The following is a 13849-nucleotide window of genomic DNA, read 5'->3' on the forward strand; positions in this document are numbered from 1 at the left end:
AACGCAAAACCCATAACGCTCAACCCGGCTAACAGCCGCCCATCTGCCCCCTCGATACCCGAAACAGGTCATAAACGTGCCCAAAATTCGATACAAAACAGGTGTAGCCGCCCTCTCGACCCTGCTGCTTGCTGCCGGTCTGACCGGATGCTTTTCCGGCGCCGAGCCTGCGGCGGAGGGCGGTGACAGTGCCGGCCGGATAAAACTGGCCATGCTTCAGCCGCCGCGGTCCGGGTTGTCGCCGCTGAGCGACGACGCCTTTAAACTTTCCCGCTGGAAGACCGCGGAAACTCTCGTAGTGCTGGACGAGCTCGGCGAAACTGAACCCGCGCTGGCCACCGGGTGGCGGCAGATCGATCAGACCTCCTGGCGCTTCACCCTAAGGAACGGCGTCGAGTTTCACGATGGAACGGCCATGACGTCCGCGGAAGTCGTCGCCTCCGTGTCAGCCGCCGTGCAGGCCAGCCCCAAGCCGAGAATCCTCGACGGCGTGGAGTTGACTGCCGCCGCTGATGGTCCCGACGCCGTGACCATCAGGACCGCGACGCCCGATCCGCTCCTGCCCCAGAGGCTGTCCAGTCCCCAGCTGGCCATCCTTGCGGCCTCGGCATACAAGGAACGCGGCGTGGTTGACCCCGTGAATGCCGGAACCGGGCCATACCGGCTGGTTTCGGTGGACGGCACCACCTCCGCCCGGCTGGACCGCTTCGACGGGTACTGGGGCGAAAAACCGGAAGCCGACGGCGTGGATGTCCAGTTTGTTCCGGACGGCACTGCCCGGGCAGCGGCGCTGCGCACCGGGAACGCGGACATCGTAGAAGCCATCCCGGTGGGCCAGGTGGCGCAGATCGATCCGGCCTTGGTGCATGAGGTGCCGATGCCGCGGACCAACACGCTGTATCTCAACACGGCATCGGGTCCGTTCGCTGATCCCACAGTCCGCGCCGCAGCCCGCGAAGCGATCGATGCCGGCGCCATTGTGGACCGGGTTTATGAAGGCCGCGCGGACAAGGCGGCCGGGCTGCTTGGCCCGGCGCTTCCGTGGGCAGCAGACGAGCGGCGAAACAAAAGCTACGCCGCAGCGCTGGCCACCCGCGTCGCCGCAGCCACCGTCAAGGGAACGCCCATCCGGCTTGGAACCTTCACGGACCGCGCCGAGCTGCCGGAGGTAGCAGTCCAGCTCGAGCAGCAGCTGGAAGCCGCCGGCTTTACCGTCGAGCAGGACGTCCGCGAGTACCAGCACATCGAAGCGGACGCCCTGGCCGGCAAATTTGATGCCTTCATCCTCTCGCGCGCCACGGTGCTGGACTCCGGCGATCCCGTGGCATACCTCTACAGCGACTTCTCCTGCGCCGGTTCCTTCAACATCTCCCAGTTCTGCGACCCTGCAGTGGACGCAGCCTTGGCCAAAGCCGCCGGTATCCCTGCCGGCCCTGGACGCCGTGCTGCGATCGCAGCCGCGGAAAGCCTCATCCTCGCCCGGAACGCCGCCGTCCCGCTGCTCCACGAACGTGTCATCCAAGGCGAGTCCACCCGGGTCCGGGGTGTGGAGCGGGATCCGCGCGAGCGGGCACTGATCACGGGCAACACCGGGATCAGCAGCAGCGGGTCCAACAGCACAGGCGCCGCAGGCTGATGCACACTCCGGCCTTCCTGAAAGTCACTGCTTCGCGGATCGTCGCGCTCCTCGGACTCGTGGTGCTGATCGGCATGATGCCGTGGCTTTCAGGCCATGGCGCCGAGTACACCATCCTCCGGGCCAGATACTCGGACCGCGAGCCCACACCCGAAACCCTGGCCGCCATCCGCGCGGAGCTCGGCCTGGAACAGGGCCCGCTCGCAATGCTCGTAACCTGGGTCCAGCGGGTCTTCGCGGGAGACCTCGGCACGTCCTGGATCAGCAATACGCCTGTGGCCCCCGGTGTCGTGGCAGCCCTCAGCGTCTCCGCGACCCTGATGGGCTTTGCCCTCGCCACCGCGTCCATCATTGCCCTGCTGATCTGCGTACCCGCGGTAGTGGACGGGCTCCGGCAGCGGCGGAAGCCAGCGTCCGGTGCCCTGTCTGCTGCGCTCACCTCCCTGCCGGAGTTCCTGCTGGCCGCCGTACTGCTGGTAGTGGGTGCCATCTGGCTCCGGTGGTTTCCGCCCTTCGGCTGGAAGGGCCCGGAGTACGCCGTCCTGCCGGCACTCGCCCTCGGCATCCCGGCCGGCGGCCTGATAGGCCTGCTCCTGTCCGACGCCGTCCGTGCCGGCTTTAGAGAGACGTGGGTGGCAACCTGGCGCCTGGCCGGCGCGCAACCCGGGCAGTTGGTGCGGGCTGTGCTGCGGCGCGCGCTGCCGTCAGTGCTGCCCCAGATCGGGCTGGTCCTCATCGGGCTGACCGGCGGGGCTGTCGCGGTTGAAAAGGTCTACGCAATTCCAGGGCTCGGCCGGGCGCTCCTGGGCGCTGCCGGCGCCCAGGACATTCCCGCGCTCCAGGCCGGCATGCTGGCACTTCTGGCGCTGGCACTGCTGGCGGGAACGCTGACGACGGCGGTGCGTTACGTACTGATCGGCCCAGCGGTCCGCTTCGGCACCCTTCCGCTGCCGGAGCCAGCGCGGTCAGGGAGCCGCCGCGGGCTGGCAGTACCGGCAGTTGCGGCGGCCACGTTGCTGCTCATTGTTGTGGCCGGCCTGCTGCGTGACCCCTTCACCTCTGCACACCCAAGACTCGCGGTGCCCACCTGGGCGCTGCCGTTCGGGGCCGATGCCAGCGGCCGGGACCTCCTGGCCCGCGTGGGTCATGGGGCCGCGGGGACGCTGGGGACTGCGCTGGTAGTGGTGCTGGTCTGCCTGGCCGTGGGAATCGCCATCGGCCTGTTCCCCTTGGCTGCCACGGGGCCGTTTGAGGTGGCCAACGCAGCGCCGCCCATCCTGGCTGGACTGGTGGCCGCAGCCATCACGGGGCCTTCGGCGCAGGGTGCTGCACTGGCTGTCGCCGCCGTGAGTTGGGCGCCGCTGGCGGCGCATACCGCCGCGTTGGCCCAGGAGGCACGGGCACAGTCCTACGTGCAGATCCTCCCGGTGCTGGGGGTGGGCAGGGCGCGCATCCTGCTCCGTTACATCCTGCCGGCAGTGGTGCGGCCGCTCCTGCGCCACGCGATGCTCCGGCTGCCCGGTGTAGCCCTTGCCCTCGCGGCGCTCGGGTTCCTGGGGCTGGGCCCTCAACAGCCGTCGCCCGAGTGGGGACTCATCCTTGCCGAGGGCATCGGTTATGTTGAGCGGGCGCCCTGGGCGGTCCTGTCACCGGCAACCGCGCTGGTCCTGGCGTCGGTGCTGGCGGTGAGCCTTGCGGGCGCCGGCGGCGCTGCTGTCCTGGTGTCACCGCCGCAAAAAACAGGAAAACTGCCAACAGCTCCTGCCGGAACCGGCCGGTAACGGGCGGCATTCCGCTGATTCTCGGAAGACAGCAAGAAGCCCGCTCCCGGCACCGGTTCACGGCGCAGGGGGCGGGCTTCATAAACTGAAGCAGCACCCGTGATCCTTCTGGATCGCCGGTGTGCTGAAAAGAAGCGCTGCACTGGTCCAACAAAACGACCAGGATCCATCAGCTGAATCCGGAGTGCGACGGCGCCACAGGGCTGTCCGGTTATGGCAACAGCACCTTGCGACAGCTAGCCGATGCGACGAGTGTGTACCTCGTCGTCGTCCTCTTCCAAATCATCCGCGTACTTGTCCACGTAAGCCGAATAGTCCGGTTCAACCGGCTCGTTGGCGAAACGGCTGGGAGCGCGGACTTCTGAACTCTTGAGCTCACGCTGGAGAGCGGTGTAGTCAGTGTTCGGGGAGTAGTACTTGATGTCCCGAGCCTGTTTGGTAGCTTTTGCCTTTTGACGGCCGCGCCCCATGGCGTGACCCCCTTTTTGTACTCGGACCGGAGGTGGTCACCTTTGGCTATGGTGAGGCCCCGGAATGTTTGGTCAATTTGTCGTACACCTAGATTACATGCTTTCGACTGCCCCCGCTTGCCAGCCTCGGCGCGTGGCGGTCACATGCAGTACCATTCCTGCCCCTCCGGGGCCGGAATCCGGCGTTTTTCTTCGGTAGAGTCGCCTAAGAACTACTGATGCTGGCAGGAAATCCGGCTGACCGTGCGGACGAAACGCAGGAGGATGCACCCCGTGAACCACCAGGACGTTCCGCCCAAACCCGCCTCCCCGCCCACCGCTGGCCTGCCCACAGTTCCCGCGGCCGAGCACGGAGTCCCGGCAGCCGAGCCACCGGCACGCAGCAAGGGACCATCGCGGGAGCAGGGCGAGGCTTGGGACCAGGACCAGTCGATCCGGGCCGAAAGGCCCGCAGCCGGCCGTGGCAGCGTCAACCAGCGGACGTTGTGGAAGGCGTTTTTCGTCGTCGTCCTCCTGGCGGTTATCGGCTCGCTGGTGTGGCTTGTCCTGTGGCTGAACGACAACGGGAACCAGGAAGCGTCCGCAGGCGCGGTTCCCGGCGTACTGCAAACCGCCGTCACGCCCCCGGCGACCCCCCTGCCCCTGCCCCGCGTGGCGGAGCCTGCCGCTTATGCTCTGGGCGACTGCTTCAAGGACTTCAGCCCGGAGGCGCTGAAGTCCACCGTTGTGCCATGCAATACCGGCCATTCCGCGCAACTGGTTGCCTTGTTCCACTACCCGGAAGGCGAGCCCTACCCGGGGGCCGAGGCACTCAAGGCCAAGGCCCTCGAAGCATGCCAGGCGGCAAACCTCGGCCCGGCAGCGAACGACTACAAACTGAACTTCGAGCGCAGTTTCCCCAGCGCCACGAGCTGGGACTCCGGGGACCGCAGGCTGGACTGCTACGTAACGTCCCCTGGCGGCAACAACGTTAAAGCGAGCGTGCTGCCCTAGTGCTTGCGACACCAGGGCAGCACGCGTTAGTTCAACTCGGGCCGGCTTAGTCCTTCCGGCGGACCACCAGCCCCGTTCCCAGGGCAGCGCCGCCGTTGGGCCCGGCGAGCGACTCCAGCCCTTCGATGGTGAGTTCGTTGACGTCGGTAGCCGTATCCACCAGCACGGTGTCCCCGTCAGTGATTTCGCCGGACAGGATGGCCTTGGCGAGGCGGTCGCCGATTTCCCGCTGGACCAGACGCCGCAGCGGCCGGGCTCCGTAGGCGGAGTCGAAGCCGGACATGGCCAGCCAGGCACGGGCGCCTTCGGTGACGTCGAGGGTCAGCCGGCGCTCGTGCAGCCTCCGGCCAAGTTCGGCTACCTGCAGTTCAACGATGCGGGCCAGCTCTTCGACGGACAGCGGATCGAACAGCACCACTTCGTCCAGCCGGTTCAGGAACTCCGGCTTGAAGGAGGCGTTGACGGTGGCCATCACGGCGTTCCGCTTGGCCTCGGCAGCCAGCGACGGATCCACCAGGAACTGGCTGCCCAGATTGGACGTCAGCACCAGGATCGCGTTGCGGAAGTCCACGGTGCGGCCCTGGCCGTCGGTGAGGCGGCCGTCGTCGAGCACCTGCAGGAGGATGTCGAAGACCTCAGGATGGGCCTTCTCCACCTCATCCAGCAGCACCACCGAGTACGGGCGGCGGCGGACGGCTTCAGTGAGCTGGCCGCCCTCCTCATAGCCCACGTATCCCGGAGGCGCACCCACAAGCCGCGCCACGGAATGCTTCTCGCTGTATTCGGACATGTCTATCCGTACCATGGCACGTTCGTCGTCGAACAGGAAGTCCGCGAGGGCCTTGGCCAGTTCGGTCTTACCGACGCCGGTGGGCCCAAGGAACAGGAACGAACCGGTGGGCCGGTTGGGATCGCTGATGCCGGCACGGGCGCGGCGGACGGCGTCGGACACAGCGGTGACAGCCTTTTTCTGGCCGATCAGCCGCTTCCCGAGCTCCTCTTCCATGTGCAGCAGCTTCTGGCTTTCGCCTTGCAGCATGCGGCCGGCGGGGATGCCGGTCCAGGCGGAGATGACCTCGGCGATGTCGTCCGCGGTCACCTGTTCCGCCACCATCTGCGCGGACTTGTCCGTGACGGCGGCTTCGGCCTCCGCGGCGGCGTTCAGCTCGCGCTCCAGGGCCGGGATTTCGCCATAGAGGATCCGTGACGCCGTCTCTAGGTCGCCTTCACGGGCAGCCTTGTCGTATGTGGAACGTAGCTCGTCCAGCTTGGCCTTGAGGTCGCCCACCCGGTTGAGGCCGGCCTTTTCGGCCTCCCAGCGCGCATTCAGGGCAGCAAGTTCCTCTTCCCGGTCCGCCTTGTCCGCACGGAGAGCCGCGAGGCGCTCCACGGAGGCGGCGTCAGTCTCACCTTCCAGGGCCAGCTCCTCCATGGTGAGCCGGTCGACGGCGCGCCGGAGCTGGTCGATTTCCTCAGGGGCCGAGTCAATCTCCATGCGCAGCCGGGACGCGGCCTCGTCCACCAGGTCGATGGCCTTGTCCGGCAGCTGGCGCCCGGAGATGTAGCGGTTCGAGAGCGTCGCGGCGGCCACCAGGGCAGAGTCAGCGATGGCCACCTTGTGGTGTGCCTCGTAGCGCTCCTTCAGCCCACGGAGAATGCCGATGGTGTCCTCGACGCTGGGCTCGCCCACATACACCTGCTGGAAGCGGCGCTCCAACGCGGGGTCCTTTTCGATGTTTTCGCGGTACTCATCCAGGGTGGTGGCGCCGATCAGCCGCAGCTCGCCGCGTGCCAGCATGGGCTTGAGCATGTTGCCGGCATCCATGGAGGACTCGCCGGTGGCTCCTGCACCCACCACCGTGTGGATCTCGTCAATGAAGGTGACGATTTGGCCGTCGGAGTTTTTGATCTCCTCGAGGACTGCCTTGAGCCGCTCCTCGAACTCGCCGCGGTACTTTGCGCCAGCCACCATGGAGGCGAGGTCCAGGGCGATGAGGGTCTTGCCGCGCAGGCTTTCCGGCACGTCCCCGGCCACCATGCGCTGGGCCAGCCCCTCGACGACGGCGGTCTTGCCGACGCCGGGCTCGCCGATGATCACGGGGTTGTTCTTGGTGCGGCGGCTGAGGACCTGGACGATCCGGCGGATTTCCGTGTCGCGGCCGATCACCGGGTCCAGCTTGCCGGACCTGGCCATGGCGGTGAGGTCCGTGCCGAACTTTTCCAGGGACTGGAAGGTGTTCTCGGGGTCCGGGCTGGTGACTTTCCGGTCGCCCCGGACGCCCGGCAGGGCGGCGAGGAGCGCTTCATGGGAGGCGCCGGCGTCGCGCAGCAACCGGCCCGCGGCGTCACTTCCGGCCGAAAGACCCAGGAGGAGTACTTCGGTGGAGACGAAGGTGTCGCCCAGCCGCTCCGCCTCCCCCTTGGCGTTCTGGATGGCCTGCAGTGCGGGCCGGGACAACTGTGCCTGCTGGCTGGACGCACCTGAGGTGGCAGGCAGCGCTTTGATGGCACTGCTCGCCTGAACGCTGACGGCGTCCGGGTCGGCCCCGGTGGCACGGAGAAGCGCCACGGCGACGCCTTCACGCTGGTCCATCAACGCCTTGAGCAGATGGGCCGGCTCCACCTGTGGGTTGCCGGCGGTGGAGGCATTCATGGCCGCAGCCGAAAGAGCCTCCTGGCTCTTGGTAGTGAATTTGACGTCCAAAGAGAGCTCCTTTCAAGGGCAGTCGATCTAGGTTGAGTCTACTACGCTCAACTTTGGGCGGGGTACCTTTTATTTCCTGTTTGCCGAGGGCGAACCAGCGCAGACGACCCGCCCGCCCCGTTTTCAACCCGTCCGATCCACCCTAGGATCGCTTTGTGACCGGGGAGCACAGTGCCGCCGGCGCGCGGGAGACGGGACAGGCAATGAAGAAGTTTGTTGTTCTCTACATCGCAGCACAGTCAGCCCAGGCGCAAATGGCCGAAAGCTCGCCCGAGGCCGCCCAGGAGGGTATGAAGGCTTGGATGGCGTGGGCCGAGAACGCCGGCGACGGCATCGTGGACCTGGGGAACCCGCTCGGGGCAGGGAAGGAGATTACGTCAACCGGCACATCCGACACCAACACCGGCGTGGCAGGTTATGGGATTCTCCAGGCCGAGGACCTCGCCGGTGCCCAGGCACTGCTGGACGGGCATCCGCACCTCATGATGCCGGGTGCGAGCATTCAAGTGTACGAATCCCTGGACGTGCCCGGGATGTAGGCAAGGAGGCAAACCAGCTGCGTCCGGAAGAAATTTGTAATGCCACTGGAAATGACGGAGCCGATCAGGCCCGGTAGATGGCCACAGCCGTCGCCTTCACCACAAAATGCACGGGCAAGCCGGGGACCAGGCCCAAGTCCGCTGAAGCGGCCGGCGTAATGTCCGCAGCAAGGCTTCCCGCGCGGACCCTGATGAGGTCACCGTGCGGCTCCAGGTCCGTGATGGCCACTTGGAAATAGTTGCGGGGACTGCCGTGGGCGTCGTCGAGGAATACGGAGACGGCCGACGGCGGGAACACGGCCACCGCTGCAAGGTCCTCCTCTCCTGCCGGACCGGGGTCCTCAACGTGGCCCGAGATGGTCTGGCCGTCGGCCGTTTTGAGTCCGTCGGCGGTGAGGCTTCCAGGAATCAGGTTCAGCCCCGCCAGCCCGGCGGCGAACGTGCTCCGGGGCCGCTCGAGTACCTCGCGGGTGGGCCCTTCCTCTGAAATTCGGCCCCTTTCCAGAATGACTACACGGTCGGCCAGTATCAGCGCGTCCAGGACATCGTGGGTGATGATGATGGCCGGCCTGTCCGCGAGGACCCGCTTCAGCAGGCGGCGGAGGAGCGGTGCGGAGTGGATGTCGAGGGCGGCCATGGGCTCGTCCAGGAGGAGAAGTGCCGGATCCGCTGCCAGTGCCCGTGCCACTGCAACGCGCTGGGCCTGGCCACCCGAAAGTTCCGCCGGACGGCGTTCGTGGAGGTCCTGCGCTTCCACCTCAGCCAGCCAACGGACGGCTTGGGACTTTGCCTGTTGCCTTGAAGCCCCGGTGCTCCGCGGACCGAAGGCCACGTTTTCCAGGGCGTTGAGGTGGGGGAACAGCAGGGGTTCCTGGGCAAGCAGGGCGGTGCCGCGGTGATGCGGCGGCACCCATGTGCTCCTGGCCTGTGAGAGATCGAACAGTGTCTTTCCACTGAGTTCTGCCCGGCCGCTGTCCGGCCGAAACAGGCCCGCGATCACGGACAGCAGCGTCGATTTGCCCGCCCCGTTCGGTCCCATCACGGCTACCGTTTCGCCGGGGCCTACACGCAGGGCGACGTCAAATCCCCGCTCAGCCACAGCTGCCTCGAATGTGAACATCACGCGGCGTTCCCACCCGGCGCGGCCGCCGTCGTCGTCCGCTTCAAGGAAGGCCGCAAGGCGGCTCCGCCGGTACGCCGGTACGCAAGTGCCACGACGGCGACCGCCACGGCCACCAGCACCAGGGAGAGTGCGACGGCGGCGTCCGGGTCCGTTTCACGCTGCAGATAGATTTCCAGCGGCAGGGTCCGGGTCACCCCCTGCAGGCTGCCCGCGAAAGTGAGGGTGGCGCCGAACTCGCCCAGGCTGCGGGCAAAGGAGAGCACGGCGCCCGAGGCCAGCCCCGGCAGCACCAGCGGCAGCGTCACGCGCCTGAACACCCGCCCGGGTGAGGCGCCAAGAGTGGCCGCCACGGCTTCGTAGCGTTCGCCGCCGGTCCGCAGGGCCCCCTCCAGGCTCACTACCAGAAACGGCAGTGCCACAAACGTCTGTGCCAGGACAACGGCCGTGGTGGAGAAGGCAATCTGTAGACCGAGGAATTCCAGGGTCTGGCCCAGGAGTCCCTGGCGGCCGAAGGTGTAAAGGAGCGCTATGCCGCCCACCACCGGCGGCAGCACGAGCGGAAGGAGCACCAGCGAACGCAGCAAGCCCTGCAGCGGAAACCTGCCCCGGGCCAGGACCAGCGCCAGCGGCACGCCGAGCACAATGCACAGGACGGTGCTGGCGGCGGACGTCCGCAGGCTCAGGCCCAGGGCCGACAGCGCTGACTCTGAAGTGACCAGCGGAAGGAAGTTGGCCCACTTGACCCTCGCGACCATGGCGAACAGCGGAAGTACCGCTACCAGGGCAGCCAGGACCGCGAGTGCATAGATCCCGCGCGGAACACCACTGTAGGCCTGGCGGTTCATGCAGCGCCGCTCAATTCCGGCCACTGCCGAAGCCCGCCTCTGCCAGCACCTGCTGGCCTTCGGGGGTGGACAGCAGTTCCAGGAATGCGCGCGCCTCTGAGCCGTTCCGGCTGCCGGACAGCACGGCCGCGGGATAGCTGTTGACGGCGCGGGCAGCTTCCGGGAAGGGAACCCCCTCCACCTTTCCCGCAGCGGACCGGACGTCGGTGACATAGACCAGCCCGGCGTCGGCTTCTCCGGAAACGACTTTGCCGAGCACGTCGGTCACGGAGTTTTCCTCGCTGACCGGGGTCAATTCCGTGCCGGTTTTCTGCTCGATGGCGGCGGCGGCGGCACCACACGGCACCTGCTGCGCACACTGCACCAGCCGTAGTCCTTGTTTGCTGAGGTCCGAGAAGGAGCGGATGCCGGCCGGGTTTCCCGGCGGGACGGCGATGGCGAGCGTGTTGGTGGCGAAGACCTGGGGTTCGCCGTCCACCAACCCGGCCTCGTGCAGTTTTTCCATGTTCCTGGTGTCGGCGGAGGCGAAGACATCGGCTGGTGCACCCTGGTTGATCTGCGCGGCCAGGTCGGCCGATCCGGCGAAGCTGAGCGTGACGGTGGTGCCGGGGTGCCGGGCTTCGAAGGTCTTTGCCAGTTCCGTAAAGCTGGCTTTAAGGGACGCGGCAGCGAACACGGTCAGCGACCCGCCGTCCTTGCCCGAGGCCCGGCCACTGCCACCGCAGGCTGACAGTATGGCCGCCATCAGGACCGCCAGCACCAGAGCGACCAACTTTTGGCTCGTCTTCACAGCGCCTTGCCCTGCGGCGTTTCGATGATGACAGTGGTGGCTTTGACCACTGCGGTGGCCACGGAGCCGAGTTCCAGTCCCAGTTCCCGTACGGCCTCACTGCTCATCAGGGATACCACCCGGAACGGCCCGCACTGCAGCTCCACCTGGGCCATGACCTTGTCCGCGGTGATGCCGGTGACCAGGCCCACAAAGCGGTTCCGGGCCGAACTGCCGGTGCGGTGCGGATCGTCCGGAAGCTGCGCCAGCTTCTGCGCATGCCGGGCAAGGTCCAGGCCGTCCACCGCAAGCCGCCCGCCGTCGTCCTTCACCGCGGTGAGGGACCCGTTATCCAGCCAGCGGCGCACGGTATCGTCACTGACACCCAGGAACCGGGCAGCCTCGGCAACGCGAATAATGGTCATGACGTAAGTCTAGGGCGCACTTGCGGAAGAAGCAGCAGAATTACACCGCATATTCGGAACCGCCGCTTCAGCAGTTGCTACCCGGCACCCCTTGACGGGCGTCCCACTAGACTTCCTCCATGGCCATCTACATCGACCCGCCGCTCTGGCCTGCGCACGGGGCCCACTTTTCGCACCTGGTATCGGACTCGTCGCTGGCGGAACTGCACGGGTTCGCTTCCGCGGCCGGGATTCCTAAGCGCGCTTTCGACGGCGACCACTACGACGTCGCGGAGCGCCGCTTCGATGACCTGGTGGCAGCTGGAGCCATCCCTGTGGAGGCGCGGGTCCTGGTCCGCAAGCTGATCGCCAGCGGCCTGCGCATCCCCGCCCGGCAGCGGAACAAGTCACTCAAGGTTCCGCTGTTCAACCGGTGGGATGCCATCATGCCGGGGCACGACGCACTGTTCCTGGACCTGCTTGACCGGTGGAGCGAGCCGCACCGCCAGTACCACGGCTGCACCCACCTGCTCTCGGTGCTGGAAGCCCTCGACCTGCTCACCGATCCCGCCGATCCTCCCCGCACCGTGCTGCTGGCCGCTTGGTTCCACGACGCCGTCTATCGGGGCGTGGCGGACCAGGATGAGGAGGAGTCGGCACGCCTGGCAGAGGATCGGCTGCAGCACGCCGGCCTTCCCGACGCGGAGGTGGCTGAGGTGGGGCGGCTGGTGCGGCTGACATCGGATCACCGCCCGGAACCGGGGGACGACGACGGCGCGCTCCTTTGTGATGCCGATCTTTCCGTTCTCGGCGGGGAACCGGACGAGTATGCGAGGTACGTGGCTCACGTCCGCCAGGATTATGCGCACATAGGCGACGCTGACTTCGTTGCCGGGCGAACCGCCGTCGTACGCCGCCTGCTGGAACTTGACCCGCTGTTCCACAGCGGCCGTGCGCGGGAGCTGTGGCTGGACGCCGCACACCGGAACCTGAAAGGCGAATTGGCGTGAACGCACCCAGCTCAACCCCCCGCCACACGCTGACGGCGAGCGCAGCCCACCGGCAACTGCCCTACACCGTGCGGCTGGAGTGGGGGCTCGACGGCGCCAGGACAGTAGCGCCCGGGGCGGACCTCGCCGTGGTGGTGGACATCCTGTCCTTCAGCACCTGCGTCAGCCTCGCCCTCGACCGGCGTGCCGTTGTTTTTCCCTTTCCCTGGAAGGACACAGGCGCCGAGGACTTCGCCGCCCACCACGACGCCCAGCTGGCCGGTCCCCGCAACGGCGGCGGGCTCAGCCTCTCCCCCGCCAGCATCCGGGCTGCGGCGTCCCTGGAGCGGGTGGTCCTGCCGTCCCCGAACGGTTCCGCCCTCTGCCATGAACTGGCAGGCGAAGTCCCGTTGGTAGCCGCCGTGTCCTTGCGCAACGCCGCCGCAACTGCGGACTGGGTGGCGGCCAACCTGCCAGCGGATGCTGTCATCGCAGTAATAGCTGCCGGTGAGCGCTGGCCTGACGGCACCCTCCGCCCGGCTGTGGAGGACCAGATCGGGGCGGGCGCCTTCATCGCCGGCCTGGTGGCCGCAGGCAAGGGCGGCTACGAGGCCGAAGACGGCAGGCACGGCTACTCACCGGAGGCTGTGGCGGCCATGGCAGTCTTCGAGGCCACTGAGCCGCGGCTCCGCGAGATGCTGCACAGCTGTTCCAGTGGCCGCGAACTGGCCGGTGCCGGCTACGGGGACGACGTCGATATCGCTGCTGAACTGGACGACAGCGGCGCTGTGGCCATCCTGGTGGACGGGGCATTCAGCCCCCGCTGACGGAGGGCCCTTTTTTCTGGTGGTGCGCCGGCCGCTCGGAATGCCTGACGGTGCCCGAGAGCAAGGAGGTCAAAAACAGGCTCCACCTGGACCTGCGGCCCGAGGACCGGGACATGGAGGTTGCAAGGCTGGAGGGGTCTTGGCGCCGAGCGCATTTCTGTCGGCCAGGATCCGGAGGTGACCTGGGTGGTGATGGCGGATCCGGACGGCAACGAGTTCTGCGTCATGCGGGCACTTCAACCCGAAGAACAGGCTGACTGACCGGGCGTCCCCTCCCCCCGCTGCCCAGGGAAGCGACGACTGCTTACCGGTAGGCCGTGACGAACGGCGCGCTGGTGGGAACGATCTGCTTGCCCAAGGGCATCAGGGATACCGGGATGAGCTTCAGGTTGGCGATCGCCAGCGGGATTCCGATGATGGTGACGGCCATGGCAACCGCAGTAACCACATGGCCGATCGCGATCCAGATGCCCGCCACCAGCAGCCAGATCACGTTGCCGAGGAGCGAGAAGACCCCTGTCCCGCCGGGCTTGTCTACCACCGTCCGGCCGAACGGCCACAGTGTGTACTCGGCGATCCTGAACGAGGCGATTCCCCACGGGATGGTGACGATCAACAGGCAGCAGATGACGCCGGCCACGAAATAGCCCAGCGCAAGCCAGAATCCCCCGAAAACCAGCCAGATGATGTTGAGCAGTGTCTTCATTCATCCATTGTGCCCCCGGGGGTCTGACAAAAGGATGGGGGCCTTCCCTGACTGGCCCCTGAC

General features: G+C 67.0%; 13 protein-coding genes and 1 pseudogene. 7 read left to right on the forward strand and 7 right to left on the reverse strand.

The genetic code is table 11. The features are described 5' to 3' along the window. Nucleotides 1-43: 43 nt before the first annotated feature. Nucleotides 44-1636, forward strand: a complete 1593-nt coding sequence (locus AC50X7_RS07665) for an ABC transporter substrate-binding protein (RefSeq protein WP_494978598.1) — start codon at nt 44-46, stop codon at nt 1634-1636. Further along, nucleotides 1636-3417, forward strand: a complete 1782-nt coding sequence (locus AC50X7_RS07670) for an ABC transporter permease subunit (RefSeq protein WP_494978456.1) — start codon at nt 1636-1638, stop codon at nt 3415-3417. The genes AC50X7_RS07665 and AC50X7_RS07670 overlap by 1 nt, the downstream gene beginning before the upstream one ends. A gap of 236 nt (nt 3418-3653) precedes the next feature. Here the strand turns inward: AC50X7_RS07670 and AC50X7_RS07675 are convergent, their stop codons facing one another. Beyond that, entirely contained in the window at nt 3654-3887 is a 234-nt protein-coding gene (locus tag AC50X7_RS07675) for a DUF3073 domain-containing protein (protein WP_307093637.1), read from the reverse strand. A gap of 273 nt (nt 3888-4160) precedes the next feature. Between AC50X7_RS07675 and AC50X7_RS07680 the strand changes: the two genes are divergently transcribed. After that, entirely contained in the window at nt 4161-4880 is a 720-nt protein-coding gene (locus AC50X7_RS07680; RefSeq protein WP_494978457.1) for a septum formation family protein, read from the forward strand. A 46-nt stretch (nt 4881-4926) separates the two neighbouring features. Here the strand turns inward: AC50X7_RS07680 and clpB are convergent, their stop codons facing one another. Next, nucleotides 4927-7584: an ATP-dependent chaperone ClpB gene (gene clpB, locus AC50X7_RS07685; protein WP_494978458.1), complete on the reverse strand. Its 2658-nt coding sequence runs from the start codon at nt 7582-7584 to the stop codon at nt 4927-4929. Between the two features lie 155 nt (nt 7585-7739). On the opposite strand from clpB, the gene AC50X7_RS07690 reads away from it, so the two are divergent. Further along, nucleotides 7740-8123 carry a hypothetical protein gene (locus AC50X7_RS07690; protein ID WP_494978459.1) on the forward strand — a complete coding sequence of 128 codons (384 nt, stop codon included), beginning with the start codon at nt 7740-7742 and terminating at the stop codon, nt 8121-8123. Between the two features lie 64 nt (nt 8124-8187). Here the strand turns inward: AC50X7_RS07690 and AC50X7_RS07695 are convergent, their stop codons facing one another. The 4 genes from AC50X7_RS07695 to AC50X7_RS07710 are packed head-to-tail and all read right to left on the reverse strand — an operon-like array spanning nt 8188 to nt 11285. Then, nucleotides 8188-9246, reverse strand: coding sequence for a sulfate/molybdate ABC transporter ATP-binding protein (locus AC50X7_RS07695; RefSeq protein ID WP_494978460.1), 1059 nt, complete (start codon nt 9244-9246; stop codon nt 8188-8190). Further along, nucleotides 9243-10091: an ABC transporter permease gene (locus AC50X7_RS07700; RefSeq protein WP_494978599.1), complete on the reverse strand. Its 849-nt coding sequence runs from the start codon at nt 10089-10091 to the stop codon at nt 9243-9245. Before AC50X7_RS07700 ends, AC50X7_RS07695 begins: the two co-directional genes overlap by 4 nt. Nucleotides 10092-10101: 10 nt before the next feature. Continuing rightward, entirely contained in the window at nt 10102-10836 is a 735-nt protein-coding gene (gene modA, locus AC50X7_RS07705; RefSeq protein ID WP_494978600.1) for a molybdate ABC transporter substrate-binding protein, read from the reverse strand. Between the two features lie 41 nt (nt 10837-10877). Next, nucleotides 10878-11285 (reverse strand): TOBE domain-containing protein, encoded by a 408-nt coding sequence (locus tag AC50X7_RS07710; protein WP_494978461.1) that lies wholly within the window; start codon nt 11283-11285, stop codon nt 10878-10880. Nucleotides 11286-11404: 119 nt separating this feature from the next. Here AC50X7_RS07710 and AC50X7_RS07715 point away from each other — a divergent pair, with 119 nt between their 5' ends. From AC50X7_RS07715 to AC50X7_RS07725, 3 genes and pseudogenes are all read left to right on the forward strand, one after another. Beyond that, nucleotides 11405-12274, forward strand: coding sequence for a DUF4031 domain-containing protein (locus tag AC50X7_RS07715; protein WP_494978462.1), 870 nt, complete (start codon nt 11405-11407; stop codon nt 12272-12274). Continuing rightward, complete coding sequence (locus AC50X7_RS07720) at nt 12271-13080, forward strand: 2-phosphosulfolactate phosphatase (protein WP_494978463.1); 810 nt, start codon at nt 12271-12273, stop codon at nt 13078-13080. Before AC50X7_RS07715 ends, AC50X7_RS07720 begins: the two co-directional genes overlap by 4 nt. Before the next feature lie 47 nt (nt 13081-13127). Beyond that, a pseudogene (locus tag AC50X7_RS07725) lies at nt 13128-13341 on the forward strand (VOC family protein); the annotation flags it as partial. Nucleotides 13342-13384: 43 nt separating this feature from the next. Here the strand turns inward: AC50X7_RS07725 and AC50X7_RS07730 are convergent. Continuing rightward, nucleotides 13385-13786 carry a YccF domain-containing protein gene (locus AC50X7_RS07730; protein ID WP_494978464.1) on the reverse strand — a complete coding sequence of 134 codons (402 nt, stop codon included), beginning with the start codon at nt 13784-13786 and terminating at the stop codon, nt 13385-13387. Nucleotides 13787-13849 lie beyond the last annotated feature (63 nt).

The sequence above is a fragment of the Pseudarthrobacter sp. Hb11 genome, assembly GCF_059383655.1.

Bases quoted from the DNA above. Each gene is read 5' to 3' on its own strand.
- AC50X7_RS07730 (WP_494978464.1), bottom strand. From the start codon at position 13,786: ATGAAGACACTGCTCAACATCATCTGGCTGGTTTTCGGGGGATTCTGG.
- modA (WP_494978600.1), bottom strand. From the start codon at position 10,836: ATGGCGGCCATACTGTCAGCCTGCGGTGGCAGTGGCCGGGCCTCGGGC.
- AC50X7_RS07670 (WP_494978456.1), top strand. From the start codon at position 1,636: ATGCACACTCCGGCCTTCCTGAAAGTCACTGCTTCGCGGATCGTCGCG.
- AC50X7_RS07710 (WP_494978461.1), bottom strand. From the start codon at position 11,285: ATGACCATTATTCGCGTTGCCGAGGCTGCCCGGTTCCTGGGTGTCAGT.
- AC50X7_RS07700 (WP_494978599.1), bottom strand. From the start codon at position 10,091: ATGAACCGCCAGGCCTACAGTGGTGTTCCGCGCGGGATCTATGCACTC.
- AC50X7_RS07715 (WP_494978462.1), top strand. From the start codon at position 11,405: ATGGCCATCTACATCGACCCGCCGCTCTGGCCTGCGCACGGGGCCCAC.
- AC50X7_RS07675 (WP_307093637.1), bottom strand. From the start codon at position 3,887: ATGGGGCGCGGCCGTCAAAAGGCAAAAGCTACCAAACAGGCTCGGGAC.